The 20,115-nt window shown below is 65.2% G+C and carries 11 protein-coding genes and 1 pseudogene; 8 read left to right on the top strand and 4 right to left on the bottom strand.

Annotated elements, in window-relative coordinates; genetic code table 11:
* Positions 1-89: 89 nt before the first annotated feature.
* The 3 genes and pseudogenes from E3T43_RS01400 to E3T43_RS19615 all read right to left on the bottom strand — a co-directional run.
* Positions 90-1,280 (bottom strand): multicopper oxidase family protein, encoded by a 1,191-nt coding sequence (locus E3T43_RS01400; protein WP_241978757.1) that lies wholly within the window; start codon positions 1,278-1,280, stop codon positions 90-92.
* Positions 1,281-1,376: 96 nt separating this feature from the next.
* Positions 1,377-3,629 (bottom strand): fibronectin type III domain-containing protein, encoded by a 2,253-nt coding sequence (locus E3T43_RS19620; RefSeq protein ID WP_370449855.1) that lies wholly within the window; start codon positions 3,627-3,629, stop codon positions 1,377-1,379.
* Positions 3,630-4,007: 378 nt separating this feature from the next.
* A pseudogene (locus tag E3T43_RS19615) lies at positions 4,008-5,714 on the bottom strand (peroxidase family protein); the annotation flags it as partial.
* 1,798 nt (positions 5,715-7,512) lie between these two features.
* Here E3T43_RS19615 and E3T43_RS01390 point away from each other — a divergent pair.
* The 7 genes from E3T43_RS01390 (at position 7,513) to E3T43_RS01360 (ending at position 17,855) form a co-directional block, all read left to right on the top strand.
* Positions 7,513-8,244: a TetR/AcrR family transcriptional regulator gene (locus E3T43_RS01390; protein ID WP_134471061.1), complete on the top strand. Its 732-nt coding sequence runs from the start codon at positions 7,513-7,515 to the stop codon at positions 8,242-8,244.
* A gap of 71 nt (positions 8,245-8,315) precedes the next feature.
* Positions 8,316-9,500, top strand: coding sequence for an acyl-CoA dehydrogenase family protein (locus E3T43_RS01385; protein ID WP_134471060.1), 1,185 nt, complete (start codon positions 8,316-8,318; stop codon positions 9,498-9,500).
* A gap of 39 nt (positions 9,501-9,539) precedes the next feature.
* A complete protein-coding gene (locus E3T43_RS01380; RefSeq protein WP_370449854.1) occupies positions 9,540-11,174 on the top strand; it encodes an AMP-binding protein in 1,635 nt (544 codons plus the stop codon).
* 124 nt (positions 11,175-11,298) lie between these two features.
* Positions 11,299-12,666, top strand: coding sequence for a hemolysin family protein (locus tag E3T43_RS01375; protein WP_134471059.1), 1,368 nt, complete (start codon positions 11,299-11,301; stop codon positions 12,664-12,666).
* A complete protein-coding gene (locus E3T43_RS01370) occupies positions 12,659-13,714 on the top strand; it encodes a hemolysin family protein (protein WP_134471058.1) in 1,056 nt (351 codons plus the stop codon). The genes E3T43_RS01375 and E3T43_RS01370 overlap by 8 nt, the downstream gene beginning before the upstream one ends.
* A gap of 39 nt (positions 13,715-13,753) precedes the next feature.
* A complete protein-coding gene (locus E3T43_RS01365) occupies positions 13,754-16,222 on the top strand; it encodes an excinuclease ABC subunit UvrA (RefSeq protein ID WP_134471057.1) in 2,469 nt (822 codons plus the stop codon).
* 175 nt (positions 16,223-16,397) lie between these two features.
* Positions 16,398-17,855 carry an MDR family MFS transporter gene (locus E3T43_RS01360; RefSeq protein ID WP_134471056.1) on the top strand — a complete coding sequence of 486 codons (1,458 nt, stop codon included), beginning with the start codon at positions 16,398-16,400 and terminating at the stop codon, positions 17,853-17,855.
* Between the two features lie 31 nt (positions 17,856-17,886).
* Here E3T43_RS01360 and E3T43_RS01355 read toward each other — a convergent pair whose 3' ends face one another.
* Positions 17,887-18,540, bottom strand: coding sequence for a hypothetical protein (locus E3T43_RS01355; RefSeq protein ID WP_134443220.1), 654 nt, complete (start codon positions 18,538-18,540; stop codon positions 17,887-17,889).
* A 180-nt stretch (positions 18,541-18,720) separates the two neighbouring features.
* On the opposite strand from E3T43_RS01355, the gene E3T43_RS01350 reads away from it, so the two are divergent.
* A complete protein-coding gene (locus E3T43_RS01350) occupies positions 18,721-20,106 on the top strand; it encodes an MFS transporter (protein WP_134471055.1) in 1,386 nt (461 codons plus the stop codon).
* The last annotated feature ends 9 nt before the right edge of the window (positions 20,107-20,115 follow it).

Genomic DNA, 20,115 nt, shown 5'->3' with positions numbered 1-20,115 from the left:
CTCACAGCAGAGCAGTTCACCGCCCGCCAGCGCTACCGTGTACCCGGAATCGTGCTACCAAGTCACCGGACTGGCGCTACCCACAAGCGCTACTCGCCAGCCATGTCGGGGGTAAGGCTCATCGTGGCGATACCACCCTGATGCGGGTTGACGGAGCCGCCGTCATCCAGCGTCGCTGGAATCGCCGAGATACTGCCCAGGCTGGAACCGGAATCGGCAACGACCTCGAACCGCATGATCTTGTTGGTATTCACGAAGTTGGCGTTGTTTTTATTGCTCAAGTTCCTCAGCTCAATCTTTTGTCCGACCGGATACTTGCGAAAATCGATCAGAATCTCGTAGCGTTCGCCGGTAGCGTGCCGCCAGGACGCAACCGGCTGCACGATCGGCACCATGCCCCCATCGGTGCCAACCACGTATATCGGGTCGCCGGTCGACAGGGTAGGGCGGTACGTGCGGGAGGGAGAGGTGTCCAGCACCCGAAAGCGGTAGATGCGCGGCTTGACCTTCATGGTCGGCCAGGGCACACCGTTGACCAGGATGATGTCGCCGTAAAATCCGCTGTGCAAGCGGTCGTTGTAGCCGAGGGAGCCGTCGGCGTTGAAAAGTGCATCGGAAATCATCAGCGGCACATCGAACTCGCCCTGGGGCAGCTGTGCGCGCTCATAGGCGTCCGACAGGGGATAGAACGCGGCCAGGCCGGCGTAGACGTTTTGCGCGGTGACATGGTGGTTATGCTCGTGGTACCACAGCGTGCGGGCGTTTTGCCAGTTCGGATAGTGATAGTTCTTGACGTCTCCGGGGGCCGTGACGTCGTTGGCGTAGCCGTCGTACTGCGGCAGCGACGCCGAGCCGTGCAGGTGGGTCACGGTGCGGAAGGCGCTGGGATGCAGCAGGCCTTTGGCCGGCAGTGCGTTGCGAATGCGCACCTCGCACCGGGTACCCTGCCTAGCCCGAATGGTCGGCCCTGGGAAGATGCCGTTGTAGCCGGCGATCGTGGTCGACAGGCCCGGCACAAACTGCGCCTGGCCAAGTTTTTGGGTGAGTGCGTACCGGGCGAATGGGCGGTCGGGGTCACCCTCGTCGAAACCGGTTTGGTACGGGGCAAGCACCGGCGGGCGGCGAAAGACGCCGGCGTAGGGCACCGGCATGTTCGCGGGGGCGAGCTGGCTTTGAGTGGGCAGCGGCACGGTCGGAACGTCATTGTCATTCCCTTCCATGTTGGCCAGACCAAGCGCACCGAAGGCGCCGAGCTGGAGAACTTCCCTGCGTGATGTCATTTCTCTCCTCAAGGCTTTGTGCTGTTCAGCTGTAGTGGTGGGACCGGCCGGCGACTGGATTCAGTCGCCGGCCGGGTGAAGCGGATCAGGTATTTCCTAGAGCAGGGCGCCGGTCGTGAATGTCCAGGTGCTCGTCACGAACGGGTTCCCGATCAGATCTCGAACGCTCACGGTGCCACCGGTGATGGTCACCCGGTACTGCACGTTCGAGGTCAGGGTCACCGAGGGGTTGATGGTCAAAACGTTCGTGGTGGCATTGAATGCCGACGAGGTGGTGACGACCGCACCGGTGGAGACTCGGGTGATCCGAACCGTGGTCGCGCTGACTCCGGTGATGTCTTCACTGAAGAGCGCGGTCACGTTGGCGTTCCGGCGCACCCCGGTGGCTCCCGCGGCGGGGGTCCTCGTGGTGATCGTCGGAGCCGGGCCGGTGATGAACGACCAGGTACTCGTCACCATCGTGTTGCCGGCCGCGTCCCGAATGCCCGACAGAGTAGCCGTGTAGCTGCGGTCGGCGAGCAAAGTCGCACTCGGGTTCAACGTCGCGACCCGAGTCGTGGCATTGTACGAAACCAGTGCCGGAACCACCGTGGTACCGAGCCGCAGCACGAACGTCGTTCCGCTGACCCCGGCAACAGGTTCACTGAACGTCGCCGTCAGATTGCCGGTCTGGCTGACCGAGCGAGCACCGGACGCCGGCGTGCGTGCGATCACCGTGGGGAGCACGAACTCCGTGCGCGGTGTGACCGCGACCGAACGAGCGGATGCCGCTCCGATGCCGACCGAGTTGATCGCGGAGACATCGAAGGTGTACCCGGTACGGTTCGTCAGCGACCCGATCACCGTGCTGGTGACGTTGGCCACCGTCGCGGTGGCAACAGCCGTTGCTCCCGTTCCGACGAAGGTGCGCACCCGGTAGCCCGTGATCGGTGCCTGGTTGGCCACCGGTGCCGGGGCGGCCCAGTTCACTGTCGCCGATGCGTTACCGGCAACCGGGGTTCCGATCACGGGAGCTCCGGCTACCAACTGCACCACCGGGGCGGTCGGGGTGACTACCACTGACCGGGCCGAGGCCGCTCCGGTGCCGACCGCGTTGATCGCGGCGACGTCGAAGGTGTACCCGGTTCCGTTGGTCAGAGCGGTAATCGTGACGGTAGAGACGTCAGCGACCAGCGAGGTTCGGAACACCGTGGCGCTCGTTCCTTCGTAGGTGCGAACCCGGTAGCCCGTGATTGTCGCCTGGTTGGCCACCGGCGTCGGGGCCGTCCAGTTCACGCTCACCTGGGCGTCACCGGCGACCGGGGTTCCGATCGTCGGAGCTCCCGCGACCACCGGTGCCGACGGAGTCACCGCGTTGGACTGTGCCGAGAATGCGCTCGTCCCCTCCACGTTGGTCGCCGATACCTGGAAGGTGTAGCTGGAGCCGTTGTTCAGCCCGGTGACCACCAGGTTGAACGCGGTTCCGGCTGCGGTGCGGAGTGCACCGAATTGGTCTCCGAACGAGTCGAGCACCCTCACCGAGAAGCTGGTGGCGATGCCGGTCGGCGACGCGGTCCAGTCCACGGTTGCCTGCCCGTTGCCGGCAATGGCCGCACCGATGGTCGGGGTTCCCGGAGCCACGGTGTCGCTGAACTGCAGGCGCTCGATGTTGCGCAGGGTGTCGGTGCCGTCGGTGCCGCGGTTGTCGATCACCGTGGTGACCGAGCCCGCAGAACCGAGAGTGCCGTCGCCGCCGGTCGTCGTCACCTCGTAGTCGCTGGTCAGACCAGAGAACTGCGCGCTGTCGATACCACCCGTTCCGTAGAGGATCTCGCGGACAGCCACGATGTTGCCCGGGTTGACCGCGCCGGCGAAGACAGCCTCCTGCAGCGTCGGCCCGGTGAGTCCACCGGCGCCGTCAGACAGGTACTGGCTGGTCATTGCACTCTGGTTCGTGCCGTTGATGCTGGCACTGCCGATCTCCGTCGCCGGATCGTTCGGGTTGGTCCGAACGCTCAGTCGAAGGCTGAGGTACGCGTCACCGTCGATGATGTCGTCGGCTCCTCGTCCCTCGATCAGGTCGCTTCCGCCGCCGCCGAGGAGCACGTTGCCGGCGCCCCAGACGTTCGGGCCGGTCAGGATCGGGCAGTCACCCTGTGCCGACAGTGCGACAACGGATGCCAGCGTGGTCGTGAATTCCGGAATCAGCGCGTCGAAGCCCGCAATGCGGTCAACTCCGGCCTGGTCCAGAACGTCACAGCCGATGAAGCCGCCGCCACCCACAGCACTGGGAACAAGGTCGTCACCACGCAGGATGTCATTCAGCTTCCAGCCGGAAAGTGCCTCGACTTCATTGAACTTGTCGCGCACACCGACCTGCAGAATGTCGAGGGGCGCGATCGGCAGGGCCAGATCGGCGTCCTGCGCCTGCGGGTCACCCTGGCCGGTCGACCAGTCGTAGCCGGACCCGCCAGCGTTCTTTTCGATTCCCGGACCGGCAACGCCAATGTCGTCGCCACCCTCCATGTCGTAGTCGTCATCGCCGCCCTGGCCGATCATGAAGTCGTGACCGGGCTTCTGTGAGTCGTCCAGGAAGAACAGATTGCTACTGTCTCCGATCATGAGGTCGGGTTGGTTGCCGCCCTCTTCCCAGTCGTCGCCACCGTCACCGAAGGCCGCGTCGAGGCTTTCACCGAGAATGATGAAGTCGTCGTCGGCGCCGCCGAAGGTTTCGTTGGCATTGGCTCCACCGTTGGTGAAGTCCTTGCCCTCGCCACCCATGATGATGTCGAGTCCGGGACCGGCGTCGATCGCGTCGTTGCCGGGGCCACCCTTGGGCACGTCGTCTCCGGCAAGGTCGGTGATGATGTCGTCACCTTCACCGCCGAGAGCCACGTCTGCTCCGCCACCACCCTCGATGACGTCGTTGCCGAGGCCACCCCAAAAGGTGTCGTTGTCGTTGCCGCCGAATACCCGATCCACCTGGGCGGTGCCGTTGTAGACCGCCTGGCCGTTGATGCCGGTCGGGTCGACCGTGTTGCGGGCACGGTACTTGATCGTGCCGTCGGGCATGCGAATCAGCAGCGCTGTCTCGTCACACTCGGACTGCGGGTCGTTGGCGACGGTGTTGCCCGAAGCCGCGAAGCCTGCGACGGTTCCAGCCAGGTTCTTCAGCTCGAACTTGCAGTCGGCCGTGGCGAAGGGATCCGCTTTGAGCGAATGCGCGTTCGTGTTGCGCATCATCAATTCGGCAAACGAGTTGCCCTCCAGCTGGGTGCGCAGGTTCATGCCGGGCGTGCGGGCCAGGTAGTACAGCCGGTCACCGTTTTGCAGGTCGGTCATCTGGTTCTCGAACACGTAATTGAACGTCGTGCCGAGCAGGCCACCGAACGGCGTGGTCATCTCTGCGAGTCCGCCGACCCAGAGGTCGACCTCGTCGAGACCGGTGATCGAGTGCGTGCCCGAGTTGGCCCACGCTCCCGTGCTGTTCATGAAGTCCATGGCGCCATCCGGAGAGAACTCCCCGGCCAGGGCGTCCGGGCTCACGATCAGTCGTGCGGCGTCACGCTTGCCGTCGAGCGTGGTCGCGCCCGTGATGGTGGGGTACTGACCGTAGGCGGCCACGAAGTTGATCAGCGATTCCGGGTGCTTGAGGTTCTCCCCGAAGTCGATCCAGTTCGTGTAGGGCTTGAGCGCCCCGTCGTTGGTCTTGTTGAACAGGTCGCGGCGGAACACGTTCAACCGCGGCACGCCCTCAGAACGCGCACGAGTCATGTTGATCGCTGCCAGGTCGAGCGGCAAGCCGAGCAGGTCGTTGCGCAGCGTATCGGTGACGAACTCGTCGAGTTCGTTACCAACCTGGTCGCTCATACCCATGATGATGCTGCCGGCTGCCTCCTCGGAGGTCAGCTGACCATCGGGCCCACCGTCGGTATACGAAGGCGGGTTGAGGAACCCCTCGAGCAGGGAGATGTCGTTCAGGCTGCCCTGAACGTCGTCACTCGTTCCGAACTCGCCGTCGGCGCCGGGCTTGCCCTCGTTCGTACGCGAGATCGTCTCGGTCAACATGGAGTGCCCGAAGCGGTACACGGCGTGAGCGAACTCCGCCTTGACCGCGGGGTTGATCTCGGTCTGCGTGAACGCGAACGGTTCGAACGGGTTAATTCCCGGCTGCACCTTGCGCGCGAATTCCTCGAACACGAGGTGCTGGTATTCCATCTCGGTGATGAATCGAGCAGCCTGAAACAGACGCTCGCCGTTCCAGCCGGCGGCCCCACTGGCCAACTTCCACTCGGCCAGGGCCGCAACGCCCTTGGCAGAAGTGTCGTTGGTCAGGGTGTTCTCGATATCATCCACCAGGCGGTCGTGCTCCGAGTGGAAGACCTGGTGAATGGCGGTCAGGCCGATGTTCTCGTTGACGCGACCGTCTCCGGCGATGAAGTGCGCGTTGAGCATTTCATCGTCGTAGGTTCCGGCCGGCTGGCTGGCGAAGTCAGCGGTCGCAGTCGAGTTACCGTCCGGGGTAAGTCCGGCTTTCGGCTCCGCGTTGTGCGCGATGTCGGTGAGGAACGGGGTGTTGAAGTACAGCACGTTGCTCGGAACGGCCACGGGGTTCGCCGGGTCACCCTCGACCAGGCCGGTCGCGGTGGCATACTGCGGCATTCCGCGCAGCGGTCCCGGGATGAACTTGCCGTAGGCATCCACTGCCAACATCGGAATGTTGGTGACGTTCTGGTCGACGAGCAGGAGTCCGAGCACGTTCGCGGCCTGGGCCTTGGCGGTCGCCCAGGTGGCCATACCGCCAGCTGTGGGTCCGGCCGGTCCGCCGAGCAGCTTGCCGGTGGCAACCGGTCGATTTCCCTCGGTGACGTACTCGCGCAGAAATACCTGGTGCGAGGCGTGCGAGGAGTAGGTCTGGCTCTGGTCGATCCAAGGCGAGTTGGTGTTGAGGGCATCCCGAATGTCGTCGGCGCTCTCATCGGCCGGGGTGGACGGGTTATCGCCCGCGACGCCGTCGGCTCCGGGCTGGTTCTGGCCGCGGGTCAGCACCATGAAGCGCAGGTTCGGGTCGAGGTCGTCAGCGTTGCCGAACACGTGGTCCGGCCCGGCGACCAGCGGGTCATCGGCCTGCAAGGGCACGAAGACGGTGCCGCCGCCCTTGACCGTCTGGTCAATGCCGTGGTCGAAGAATTGACCGAACAGGGTGAACAGTGAATTATATGGCGGCGAGAGGCCGACATCGGTCGTCACGTTCGGCATGAACAGTGTCTCGTGGGAGGGGATGCAGCCGGCCGGAACGCCGAACGGCACGTCCGGGCTCGGGTCGGTCGTGCAGGCCACAACGCCCTCATTACCCTGGGTCCGCACCGGGTTTCCGGCGGCAGCGATGGCGGCCGGGTTGGTCGAGGTCTGATCGACGATCAAATTGCTGACCGTGCGCGGCTCCGAGTCGAAGACGAGGCCCTTTTTCTGGGCGTAGGAGGTCGGGTTCGGCGGTCCGAAGCCGGAGGGAGTGACATCCGCTGCGGAGAAGACCGGCGTCGCCAGGCGCGGGAAAACCTGGTCGGCGGCGCCGAATTGGTCCTGGCCGGGCTGCAGGTTGTTGCAGGAACCGTCGACGGTGCGCAGTCCGAGCGAGAGCAGCGGGCTACCGATCTGGTTGGGGCCGGTGCCGACGAGCGCGCCGCACGGGCCGGTAGCGGAGGTGGTGTTGGCGACGTGGGCTTCGGCGATCTTGATCTGCTTGAGAATGTAGGCGAGGTCAGAAGCCGTGACGGCGAAGCCCTGACCGACTGGGGCAACGGCAGCCTGCGCGGGGAGTGCGGCAGACAGTCCGAGTCCGGCGTAGAGCACGGCGGCCATGCCGGCGGCGAGGATGCGCATGGGCTTGCCGAAGATTCGCTTGGATCTTGCACGCTCCTGGGAAGGTGGACTACCTCGCATTCCGGAGGAATTGCTGTTGCTGCGGACGATTCCCTTACCTTCGAACCTGCTCATGACACACCTATCTCCTCAGGGTGAGCGAATGGTGCAAGCGTGCTTCGCGGGCCTTATGGAAACCTTGTGCATACGCCGGTACGTCCACCCGAGCCGCAATCTGCCCCGGCCCGCCCCTTCACTTTCCGGGCCCGGGCCCGGGCCCGGAAAGTGGGCCCACGATAGAACATGGGCCCAGCGACCGGGCCCGGGCCCCGACCGTCTTCCCGCGGCGGCGCGACGGCCGCCCACCGTTCCGTGCTAATTTCGCCAGACCATGTCTGATCCGTCTGCACCAGCCACCCTCACCTCGGTTTCCAGTTCGCGACCAGCGGATGCCCGCAGCCGCGTCGCCGTCGCCGACATCGCCGTCGGCCTGTTCCACACCCAGGGATACGAGGCCACCAGCGCGGCCCAGATCGCCGCCGCCGCCGGGGTGTCCCGCAGCACCTTTTTTCGACAGTTCCGGTCGAAGGACGACGTGATCTTCGCCGATCATGATGAGCTGCTCGAGCAGATCGGCGAGTATTTCACCCGCGAACACGATGACCCGTGGCTGGCCGTATGCGACGCTGCCGCGCTCGTTTTCGAGCGATTTCGGGAGCGCCTCGAGGTCGTGCGGGTGCGCGACCGGGTGGTGCGCCAGACATCCGTTCTGCGCGACCGGGAAACGGTCATGGTGTCGCGCTACGAGAAGACCTTCTCTGCCTATCTGCGGCGACGGCTGCCGCAGGTCGACCCGGTGCTGGCCATTCAATTCGCTGCGGCAGTGACGGCCACGCACAATTATGAGCTGCGCCGCATGATTCGCGCTGCCGGAACAGAACGGATGCTGGATTCGGCAGGACTGGCCGCCCACCTGCAGGCGGTACGCACTCGCTTTGCCCCCGGAGGCGTGGCCGCGGCCACCCCGGTCAGCGAGCTGCTGGTCGCGGTGTTTCCGGCCTCCGCCCTGCCCGACGACGTCGCCCGGGCGATCGCGGGCCGGTACCAATCGGGCGGCATCTGACACTAAGTGTCACTTGACCTGAAACTCAGTGTCAGGTAGAACTGTAGTCACACCCGCTGCTGCGAAAGGCAATGATGCCCGATTACGATGTGTCCGCCCCGCTTGACACCGACTATTACGGCGTCTTCGCCGATATTCCCGAGGCGGATCGGGCCTTCTGGGGCCGGGCACGTACCTTTGCGGTGGAGACGCTCGACGAGCTGAGCGAAGCCTGGGACAAAGCGGAGTACCCGCTGCACCTGGCTCGCCGCCTCGGCGAGCTTGACCTGCTCACGGACGGCGTCGAAGGTCCGGGCCTCACTCCCATGTCTCCGCTCGCGGCGGGCCTGGTCAACATGGAAATCTCCCGCGGCGATGGTTCGATGGGCACCGTTGTGGCCGTGCAGGGCGGGCTCGCCCTGCGCAGCATCGCCATGTTCGGCAGCGACGAGCAGAAAGCCACCTGGCTGGTGCCACTCGCCCGGGCCGAGAAGCTCGGCGCCTTCGCCCTGACCGAACCGGACCACGGCTCGGATTCGGTGGCCTTGGAGACCACCGCCCACCGAGACGGTGACGAGTGGGTGATCAACGGCGAGAAGAAGTGGATCGGCAATGGCTCGGTCGGCGATGTGACCGTGGTCTGGGCCCGCGACGACGACGGCAACGTGCGCGGATTTCTGGTCGACCAGTCCCTGCCCGGGTATCACGGCGAGACGATGCTCGGCAAAGGCTCTCTGCGCGCCGTGCACCAGGCCCGCATCACGCTGACCGACGTGCGGATTCCCCTCGACGCTGTACTGCCGGGCACCCATACCTTCAAGGACACCGCTGTCGTTCTGTTCGCGACCCGGCTCGGTGTGGCCTGGTCGGCTCTCGGACACGCCACCGCGGTGTTCGAAGCGGCCCTCAACTATGCCCAGCAGCGGGTACAGTTCGGCAAGCCGATCGCCGGTTTTCAGATCGTGCAGGAACGCCTCACTCTCATGCTTTCCGAACTCACCTCGATGCAGTTGCACTGCATGCGCCTGGCCGAACTCGACGCGGCCGGAACGCTGCGCCCGATCCAGGCCAGCCTGGCCAAATTCCACAACACCCGGGCGGCGCGCTCGCTCGCGTCGCTGGCCCGCGACATGCTCGGTGGCAACGGCATCCTGCTCGAAAACCACGTTATTCAGCACCTCGCTGACATCGAGTCAATCCACACCTATGAGGGCACCGAGAGCATCCAGTCGCTGCTCATCGGCCGTGACCTCACCGGGGTCAGCGCCTTCCACTAGCCCCACTTCGCTACATCTTTCCGGACAAAGGAGTCCCGCGTGATTGATACCAAGACCAGCTCGCCCAACGATTCACCGCTCACACCGATGCGATTTCTGCAGCGCAGCGCCGAAGTATTCCCAAACAAGGATGCGATCGTTTACGGCGCTCGGCGCTACAGCTACCGGGAGTTCGCGCAGGCCGCCGAGGAGCTGGCCCACGCCATCCGCTCGCGTATCACGCCGGGCGACCGGGTTATATTCCTCGCGCCGAATATACCCGAGATGCTAATCGCCCACTACGCCGTTCCGCTGGCCGGCGGGGTGCTCGTCGCGTTGAATTCCCGGATGGCGGGGCCGGAGGTGCACTACGTGCTCGAGCATTCCGAGGCGACCCTGCTGTTCATTGACGCCGAGCTGGTCAGCGGTGTCGGTGACGCGTTCGCGGCATCCGCTTCGCTCAAGTGTGTGATCGAAATCGCCGACGGCGAGTTTGGCCTCACCGAGAGCGGCCGGGGCGTCGGCCAGCAAACCCTTGAGTCATTTCTGGCCGAGGCCGACAACGACTCCGCCGAGCCGCTGGCATGGGAGGTCACCGACGAACGCGCTGTGATCTCGATCAACTACACCTCGGGCACGACCGGCAAGCCCAAGGGCGTCATGTACTCGCACCGCGGCGCCTACCTCAACTCCTTCGGCGAGGTATTCCACAACAAGTTCACCAGCGATTCCGTCTACCTGTGGACCCTGCCCATGTTCCACTGCAACGGCTGGTGCACCCCGTGGGCGGTCACGGCTGCCGGTGCCACCCACGTCTGCCTGCGCACGGTTCGGGCCGAATCAGTCTGGTCGGCCATTGACACCCTCGGAGTGACCAACCTATGCGGCGCGCCCACGGTGTGCGGCGTGATCGCCAACGCACCGATGAAGCACGTGCTCGAGACTCCGCTGTCGATCACGACCGCCGGCGCCCCGCCGTCGCCGCGCGTGATCGAACAGCTCGACGCGCTCGGCATCACGGTCGTGCACGTCTACGGCCTGACCGAGGTCTACGGTCCGTACACGATCTGCGAATACCAGCGCGAGTGGGACGACCTGCCCGCCGACGAGCGTGCCCGCAAGATCTCCCGCCAGGGCGTCGGCATGGTGCAAGCCGAATCAGCCCGCATCGTCGACTCCGCCATGATCGACGTTCCGGCCGATGCGGCAACGATCGGCGAGATCGTGCTGCGCGGCAACAACGTCATGCTCGGCTACTTCAACGACCCGCAGGCCACAGCGGATGCCTTTCGCGGCGGCTGGTTCCACACCGGCGACCTCGGCGTCATGCACCCTGACGGGTACATCGAGGTCAAGGACCGGGCCAAGGACATCATTATCTCGGGCGGCGAGAATATCTCGACCATCGAGGTCGAGAACGCGATGCTCACCCACCCGACCGTGCTCGACGTTGCCGTGGTCGGCATCCCGCACCCCAAGTGGGGCGAGCGGCCCAAGGCCTACGTCGTGTTGCGTCCGGACTCGCTGGTGACGGACGTCGAACTGCTCACCCACACCCGGTACCTGATCGCCGCCTTCAAGGTGCCCGACTGCATCACGTTCGTCGATACCCTGCCGCGCACGGCCACCGGCAAGATCATGAAGGTCGTGCTCCGCGAGCTTCCGGCGGTAGTCGTCGAACCGGCGGTGTCGTAGCGTTGGCGGACCGGCGGTTTGTCAGCATCCGTCTGTAGGTTTATAAGCACAATGGAAGACCCTCCCTCGCATAAACCCTCGCCCGCCACCACCGACATGCCTCTCGAACTGAGAGGAGCACAATATGTATGAGTGGATCATGGTGGGCGTAGGACTCCTACTCACCGTCGGAACGGGAATTTTCGTAGCCTCCGAGTTCGCCTTGGTTACGCTCGACCGCAATGAGCTCGAAGCTCGCCGCGATCGCGGCGAAAAGCGACTCGGTCCGACTATCAAGGCGCTCAAGATCACCTCGACGCACCTGTCGAGCGCCCAACTGGGCATCACCCTCACCACGCTGCTGACCGGATTCACCTTCGAACCGGCCATTCGATCCCTGCTCAGCGGGCCGCTGACAAGTGCGGGCGTACCGGCCGGCATCGTGCCGCTGCTGGGAACGATCATCGCGATCTCGCTCGCGACGCTGTTCTCCATGGTGATCGGCGAGCTCGTTCCCAAGAACTTCGCCCTCGCCGTGCCGTTGGCAACCGCGAAAATCGTCGTGCCGGCCCAAACCGTGTTCACGGCCGTGTTCAAACCCGTCATTCTGCTATTCAACAACACGGCCAACGCGATCATTCGCCGGTTTGGAATTGAACCGAAAGAAGAGCTTTCCGGTGCCCGAAGCGCCGAAGAGCTGAGCTTTCTGGTGCGCCGCTCAGCCCTCGAGGGGGTGCTGGACGACGACCACGCCGCCATGCTGCACCGCACCCTGCGGTTCTCCGACCACTCAGCAGCGGATGTCATGACCCCCCGGGTGCGCATGGCTTCCGTTCATGTCACCGACACGGCCGAGGCCGTTGTGCGTCTTGCGACCAGCACCGGCTACTCACGGTTCCCCGTGATCGACAGGAACGCCGATGACATCGTCGGCGTATTGCACGTGAAACAGGCCTTCGCCGTTGCACTGGATGAGCGGGCCACGGTGACGGCCGCTGACCTGAAAGTGGAGGCCCTGCGCGTTCCCGAGACCATGGGCGTAGATTCCCTGCTCGCCGCTCTGCGCCAGCAGGGGTTCCAGATTGCCGTGGTCGCCGATGAATACGGCGGAACCGCCGGCATCGTCACCCTCGAAGACCTCGTCGAAGAACTCGTCGGCGAGCTGGAAGACGAGCATGACCGGGCCAAAGCCGGCGTCATCCGCTCCGGCCGGTCGGTCGTGTTCGACGCGGCCTGGCGCCCCGACGAGCTGTTCGACCGGGCCGGCGTCACCGTCCCGACCGACGGCGACTACGACACGGTCGGCGGATTCCTCGCCGATCAGCTCGATCGCATCCCCGAACTCGGTGACGAGGTCGCCATCGAGGGCGGCGTGCTGCGCATCGACCGCGTCGACGGCGTACGCGTTCACCGCGTCCGCTATACGCCCGCCGACCCCGAGACCGATCCGAGCCTCGCCACCCCGCACGACCGCATCGTCAATAAAATTCAGAAAGACCTGATTCATGAGTAGCGCCGATTTAACCGCGTACCTGCCCGGACTGATCTGGCTCGTCGTGCTGTTGGTGGTGAACGCGTTCTTCGTCGGCGCCGAATTCGCCGTCATCTCCGCCCGGCGCTCCCAGATGGAACCGCTCGCCGCCCAGGGCAGCAAGGCCGCCAAGACCACCCTGTGGGCCATGGAACACGCCACACTCATGCTCGCCACCAGCCAGCTGGGTATCACGGTGTGTTCACTGCTCATTCTGAACGTCTCCGAGCCGGCCATTCACGGTCTGCTCGAATACCCGCTCGCGGGAACCGGCCTCTCCGAGGGCATGATCAGCACGATCGCCTTCAGCTTCGCGCTGATTCTGGTGACCTTTCTGCACGTTGTCTTCGGCGAGATGATTCCGAAGAACATCTCGTTCTCCGTTCCCGAAAAGGCCGCCCTCATTCTGGCGCCGCCACTCGTGTTCGTGGCTCGGGTGTTCAACCCGATTATCTTCAGCCTGAACTGGCTAGCCAACGGCGTGCTGCGCCTGTGCAAGGTCGAGCCCAAAAACGAGGCGACGAGCGTGTTCACCCTCGACGAGGTCGCCAGCATCGTGGAGCAGTCCACCCGCGAGGGCATGCTGCAGGATGCCTCCGGCACGCTCACAGCCGCGTTCGAGTTCACGGCGAAAAAGGTGTCCGACGTGCAGGTGCCGATCGAATCGATGGTCTGCCTGCCCTCCACGGCCTCACCGGCCGACATTCAGCGGGCCGTCAGCCAGCACGGATTCTCGCGGTACATCCTCACCGACGACGACGATCAGCCGACCGGCTATCTGCACCTCAAGGACGTCATGGATCTCACCAGCGTCGACACCTTCACCCAGCCGGTACCGAGTAAACGGCTGCGGCGTCTCGCATCCGTGTCGTGTGACAGCGAGCTGGAAGACGCGCTCGCGTCGATGCGACGCCTCGGAGCGCACGTAGCGACGTCCTTCGACGCCAACGGCACCGTGACCGGTGTGCTCTTTCTGGAGGACATCATCGAAGAGCTCGTCGGCCAGGTCGAGGACGCCACCTCGATCTGAGCCGCGCGGTTCCCAATCGAGCGAACTACACTTGCTCGGATGCTTAGTGAAAATCAATCCGAGGGTTTCGTGCGGGTGCGCGGTGCCCGCGAGAACAACCTGCGCAATGTGAACGTCGATGTGCCCCGGGACGCCATCGTGGCCTTCACCGGCGTCTCGGGCTCCGGCAAATCCTCGCTCGCCTTCGGCACCATCTTTGCCGAGGCTCAGCGCCGTTTCTTTGAGTCGGTAGCGCCCTACGCTCGTCGGCTCATTCAACAAGGGCATACCCCGCACGTCGATGAGATCACCGGCCTGCCCCCGGCGGTCGCCCTGCAGCAACGACGCGGTACACCGAGTTCCCGTTCGAGTGTCGGCACGGTCACCACGCTGTCTAACTCGCTCCGCATGATGTATTCCCGTGCCGGCATATATCCAGCGGATGCTGCCGGTCGCCTCGAATCCGACTCCTTTTCGCCAAACACCGCGATGGGTGCCTGCCCGCGCTGCCACGGTCTGGGGATGGCGCACACGGTCAGTGAAGCATCGATGGTGCTCGATCCCACCCTCAGCATTCGCGACGGCGCCATCGCGGCCTGGCCCGGTGCCTGGCAGGGCAAGAACCTGCGCGACATCGTCGCGGTGCTCGGCTACGACATCGACCTGCCCTGGCAGGACCTGTCCAGAGCCGACCGGGACTGGATTCTGTTTACCGAGGAACAGCCGGTGGTCGAGGTCGTGCCGCAGCGCGACCGCATCGCCAAGCCCTACCAGGGCCGCTTCTGGAGCGCCAAGAGTTTCGTGCTGCACACCCTCGCCGACAGCAAGAGCCCGAACGTGCGGCAGCGGGTGTTGCGCTACGTCGATACCGGCCCGTGCCCCGACTGCGGTGGCAGTGGCCTGAAGCCGGAAGCCCTCGCCGTCACCGTGGCCGGTCACTCGATCGCCGAGCTCAACGCCCTGCCGATGACGGCTCTGGCCGATGTTCTGCGGCCGATTGTGTCGGGCGACTCTGTGTCAGAGGTGGCCGTCACCCTGGCCGGGGACCTGCTGCGCCGCATCGATGTGCTGCTCGAACTGGGCCTCGGCTATCTGGCCCTCGGCCGCTCGACCCCCACGCTCTCGCCGGGCGAGATGCAGCGGCTGCGCATCGCCACCCAACTGCGCTCTGGCCTGTTCGGGGTGATCTACGTGCTCGACGAGCCCTCGGCCGGTCTGCACCCGGCCGACGCCGAGCCGCTGCTGCTCGTGCTCGAACAGCTCAAGCTCTCGGGCAACTCCGTCTTCGTGGTCGAACACAATATGGACGTCGTCGGGCGCGCCGATTGGGTCGTCGACGTCGGTCCTCGGGCCGGCGAGGGTGGCGGCGAGGTGCTCTACAGCGGGCCGACCGCGGGGCTGGCCGAGGTCGACGCCTCGGTCACGCGGCGCTACCTGTTTGCTGCGGACCGGGAGCCGGTGGCGCGGGGCGAGCTGCGGCATCCGCTTGGCTGGTTGGGTCTGCACGACGTGACCCGGCACAACCTGCAGGGTCTCAATGCGCAGATTCCGCTCGGGGTTTTGACGGCCGTCACCGGCGTCAGTGGCTCGGGCAAATCCACCCTGGTCAGCCAGGTGCTCGCCGAGGCCGTCGGTCGACACCTGCACCCCGACCCCGACGACGTTCCGGTGCTCGATCTGGGCGACCCCGATACCGAAGTCGAGTTCGACTCGAGCCCGGTCGCCGCGGTCACCGGCCTCGAAGCCGTGGATCGCCTGGTGCAGGTTGACCAGAAGCCGATCGGCCGCACCCCGCGCTCCAACCTCGCCACCTATACCGGCCTGTTCGATGCCGTGCGAGCCACCTTTGCCGCCACCGACGACGCCAGGGCGCGAGGCTTCACCGCGTCACGGTTCTCGTTCAACGTGGCCGGCGGCCGCTGCGAGACCTGCCTCGGTGAGGGTTTCGTGGCGGTCGGACTGCTCTTTCTGCCGGGCAGCTACGCGCCCTGCCCGGACTGCGGGGGTTCGCGCTACAACCCCGAGACCCTCGCGGTGACCTACCGCGGCAAGAACATCGCCCAGGTACTCGGCCTGACAGTGGATGCCGCGCTCGACTTTCTCGAAGACGTCCCCGTCGCCGCGCGCAGCCTCGAGACCCTGCGCGAGGTGGGCCTGGGCTATCTGCGACTCGGGCAGCCGGCCACCGAGCTTTCCGGCGGCGAGGCCCAGCGCATCAAGCTCGCGACCGAGCTGCAGCGCGCCCGCCGCGGCCACACTCTCTATCTGCTCGACGAGCCGACGACCGGGCTGCATCCGGCCGACGTCGAGCTGCTCCTGCAGCAGCTCGGACGCCTGGTCGACGCCGGCAACACCGTCGTCGTGGTTGAACACGAGATGGACGTGGTCGCCGCCGCCGATTGGGTGATCGACCTCGGCCCGTCCGGTGGCGACCAGGGCGGCCAAATCATCGCGGCCGGCACCCCCGCGACCGTGGCGGCCCACCCGACCAGCCGCACCGCACCCTATCTCAAGCTCCGCCTGGCCTAAATCGCGCGCCTCATCCGGTTCGCGGTGGCTAATTCGCGTGTCCAGGAATAATTCACACCCTGCAAAACGCTGCACCTAGAGGCGCACACAGTGAGCCGGCTCGGGGGGCGGCGGCCGCTCATTTTCGCATGTCGTTTTATGCATATCCTTTTTCGTACCACTGTCAGGACCAGTTATGACCACAACAGCCAGCGTGCCCACAACCACGGTGGACCGCCGCCCCGATGCCGATGCCAAGCGCAACCAGCTGGTGATTCGGCTGCTGCTGGTCTCGGCGTTTGTGGTCATTCTGAACGAGACCATCATGGGTGTGGCCCTGCCGCACCTCATGGACGACCTCAGCATCACGGCGACCGCCGCGCAGTGGCTGACCACGGCATTCATGCTCACGATGGCCGTGGTCATTCCGATCACCGGTTTTCTCATTCAGCGTTTCAACACCCGCCCGGTGTTCATCGCCGCGATGACCCTGTTCAGCACCGGCACCCTGATCGCCGCGCTCGCTCCTGGCTTTGAGGTGCTGCTGCTCGGCCGCATCGTGCAGGCCAGCGGAACGGCCATCATGATGCCCCTGCTCATGACGACCGTGATGACCCTCGTCGCACCCAGCTCCCGCGGCAAGACCATGGGAAACATTTCCATCGTCATCTCGGTCGCCCCGGCGATCGGCCCGACCATCTCGGGCATCATCCTCAGCGTGCTCGACTGGCGCTGGATGTTCATCCTGGTCTTGCCGATCGCCATCGGCGCCCTCGTCCTCGGCGCCTCACGGATCCAGAACGTGACCACGCCGCGCCAGATTCCGATCGACGTGCTCTCGGTCATCCTCTCGGCCTTCGGCTTTGGCGGGTTCGTCTACGGTCTGAGCAACCTGGGCGGCGCAGCAATGGCCGGCTGGCTGCCGCTCAGCGTCGGCCTGGTCGCCCTGGCCCTGTTCGTGCTGCGCCAACTCAAGTTGCAGCGCACCGATCGTGCCCTGCTCGACCTGCGCGTGTTCACCTCGCGCACGTTCACCCTGTCGATCTCGATGCTCAGCATCAGCATGCTGGCCCTGTTCGGCACCATTATTCTGCTGCCGCTCTACATGCAGAACGTGCTCGGCATGACCGCCCTCGCTACCGGGCTGCTGCTGCTGCCAGGAGGGCTGACCATGGGCCTGCTCGCGCCGTTCGTCGGCCGTATTTACGACCGTCGCGGGCCGACCATCCTGCTGGTGCCCGGGTCGATCCTGGTCAGCGCGGCGTTCTGGGCGATGACCAGGATGGGCGAGACCACCGAACCGTGGATGCTCATGGTCGCCCACATCGGCATGAGCGCCGGCCTGTCCCTGCTGTTCACACCGCTGTTCACCTCGGGTCTCGGCTCCCTGGGGCCCAGCCTGTACTCCCACGGCAGCGCGGTCGTCGGCACGGTCCAGCAGCTCGCCGGCGCCATCGGCACAGCCCTGTTCATCGCCGTGATGACCTCGCAGTCGGCCGCGCTGATCGCGCAGGGCGTCAACGAGGTGTCGGCGACGGCCGCCGGTATTCGCGGTGCGTTCCTGTGCGGCGCGATCATCTCGCTGTTCGCCATTCCGACAGCATTCCTGGTACGGCGTCCGCCGCTCGGCGCGCCGGTTCCGATCGGGCACTAGCCCGCGCACCTGCACAGCGCAGCACGCTGGTTCAGCGGATGCGCTGGTTCAGCACTGCAGGGTGGTCCGCCGGCAGTCCATGCCGGCGGCCACCCTGCAGCAGCAGCACGTTCTTCTTCTCCCAGTCGCCTAGCGCCTGCCTCAGCGCGTCGATTGCGCTGCTCTCCGCGCAGCTGCCGGCTGTGCGTCCGCAGGAGCACTTCGCCGGCTGAGCCGGGTCGTCGTGGTGCAGCCCAGCGATGCGCCAGAGGCCGCCCATCGCCCAGTCAATCTGGCGCCGGGCCAGCTCGGTATTGCGTTCGGCCCGCTTGACCAGATCATTCTGCAGCAGGGCACGCACCCCGTCGATCCCGTCCGCAAACTGACCTTCCACGACGGCACTGAGCTCGGTGACCTGGGCGCGCAGGGCGGTCAGATCAATGTCGCGGGCGACGAGGAGAGCATCCGTTTCGGCGATATATTCTTCGTGCGCGGACTCGGAAACCGCCCAGCGAGCGGCCCACAGCTTGACGTGCTCAGCGTCGCGACGCTCACTCTTCTCGGCCCCAATGTGGTGCACGCACTGCGCGCAGACCACCTGATCGCTCAGCGAGGTGAAGTGAAACGGCTGCGGCGCGAGGCAGCACAGGCACGGCACCTCCACGTCGACGTGCAGCGGATGCGCGTGCGTCACCGTTGTTCCCACCTCACTGTTTGTTCCTTTGAGAATACCGTTGCCGAGTTCGTTCCCTCAGACCACGTGTGCATTTCTGCACGGCGCCCCTGCGCGAATCGCCTTTGACAGTCAGCAGTGCGAAGCGCAAGCTGAGACGAGCCAGACGACGTGCACGCACGTTGTGTCAATGACGACACGAAGGGGACTCCCATGAGCAGGACCAGATCCAATTCCCGACAGGACGTACAGACGTCCGGACTGAAAAAGGTCGTGGCAGCCTCCATGGCCGGCACGGTCGTGGAATGGTACGAGTTCTTTCTCTACGCCTCTGCGGCAACCCTGGTTTTCGGCACCCTGTTCTTTCCCAACGCTGGCAGTGAGCTCGAGGGCATCATCGCCGCCTTCGCCACCTACGCGGTCGGATTCCTGGCCCGCCCCATCGGCGGCATCGTGTTCGGACACTTCGGCGACAAGTTCGGCCGCAAACGACTGCTGCAGTTCAGCCTCGTACTCGTCGGCGTCGCCACCTTCCTGATGGGCTGTCTGCCGACCTTCCAGCAGATCGGCTACCTCGCGCCCGTTCTGCTCGTGCTCCTGCGCTTCATTCAGGGCTTCGCAGTCGGCGGCGAATGGGGCGGTGCCGTGCTGCTCGTCGCCGAGCACAGCCCGGAGAAGTCGCGCGGATTCTGGGCCAGCTGGCCCCAGGCCGCTGTGCCCGGTGGAAACCTACTGGCCACCGGCGTGCTGTTCGTACTCGCCTCGACCCTCTCCGATGAGGCCTTCCTGAGCTGGGGCTGGCGCGTCGCGTTCTGGCTCTCCGCCGTGATCGTGCTGGTCGGGTATTACATTCGCACCAAGGTCAGCGATGCGCCGATCTTTCTCAAGGCGCAGAAAGAGGTCATGGGGGGCGACAAGGGCTTCGGTATCGTCGAGGTCTTCCGTCGCTACCCGCGCGGCGTCTTCACCGCAATGGGCCTGCGTTTCGCCGAGAACATCCTCTATTACCTGGTGGTGGTGTTCTCGATCACCTACTTGAAGATCATCGTCGAGATGGACACCTCGCGGGTACTGCTGCTTCTACTCCTCGCCCACGCCCTGCACTTCAGTGTCATTCCGCTCGTCGGCCACCTGTCCGACCGAGTCGGCCGCCGCCCGGTGTACTTCCTCGGTGCCGTCCTCGCCGGCACCTGGGGCTTCTTCGCATTCCCCATGATGGATACCGCGAACGACTTCATCATCATCGTCGCGATTATGTTGGGTCTGCTATTCCACGCCCTCATGTATGCCGGCCAGCCCGCTATTATGGCGGAGATGTTCCCCACCCGCATGCGCTACTCCGGCGTCTCGCTCGGCTACCAGGTCACCTCGGTCATCGCGGGCTCGATCGCCCCGATCATCGCCGTGAGCCTGCTCTCCGCCTTCGATTCCTCGGTGCCGGTGGCCATCTACCTCGCGGCAGCCTGCCTCCTGACGGCCCTCGTTGTGCTGACCCTCAAGGAAACACGCGGCCTCTCGCTGCACGACATTGATGCAGCGGATGCCGCCGAATCAGCCGATCGCGCCGCCGCCGATTTGGCTGGGGCCGGTCGCCGCTAGCTCGGCGGA

Source organism: Cryobacterium sp. Hh7 (assembly GCF_004403155.1).
Lineage (GTDB): Bacteria > Actinomycetota > Actinomycetes > Actinomycetales > Microbacteriaceae > Cryobacterium > Cryobacterium levicorallinum.
Note: the sequence above shows the minus strand (reverse complement) of the source record. Positions and strands in the feature narration are given on the sequence as shown.

What these genes read in the sequence shown, in the direction of transcription:
- E3T43_RS01400 (WP_241978757.1), bottom strand. Translation starts at nt 1,280, where the DNA reads ATGACATCACGCAGGGAAGTTCTCCAGCTCGGCGCCTTCGGTGCGCTT.
- E3T43_RS01365 (WP_134471057.1), top strand. Translation starts at nt 13,754, where the DNA reads ATGCTTAGTGAAAATCAATCCGAGGGTTTCGTGCGGGTGCGCGGTGCC.
- E3T43_RS01385 (WP_134471060.1), top strand. Translation starts at nt 8,316, where the DNA reads ATGATGCCCGATTACGATGTGTCCGCCCCGCTTGACACCGACTATTAC.
- E3T43_RS01360 (WP_134471056.1), top strand. Translation starts at nt 16,398, where the DNA reads ATGACCACAACAGCCAGCGTGCCCACAACCACGGTGGACCGCCGCCCC.
- E3T43_RS01390 (WP_134471061.1), top strand. Translation starts at nt 7,513, where the DNA reads ATGTCTGATCCGTCTGCACCAGCCACCCTCACCTCGGTTTCCAGTTCG.
- E3T43_RS01350 (WP_134471055.1), top strand. Translation starts at nt 18,721, where the DNA reads ATGAGCAGGACCAGATCCAATTCCCGACAGGACGTACAGACGTCCGGA.
- E3T43_RS01375 (WP_134471059.1), top strand. Translation starts at nt 11,299, where the DNA reads ATGTATGAGTGGATCATGGTGGGCGTAGGACTCCTACTCACCGTCGGA.
- E3T43_RS01370 (WP_134471058.1), top strand. Translation starts at nt 12,659, where the DNA reads ATGAGTAGCGCCGATTTAACCGCGTACCTGCCCGGACTGATCTGGCTC.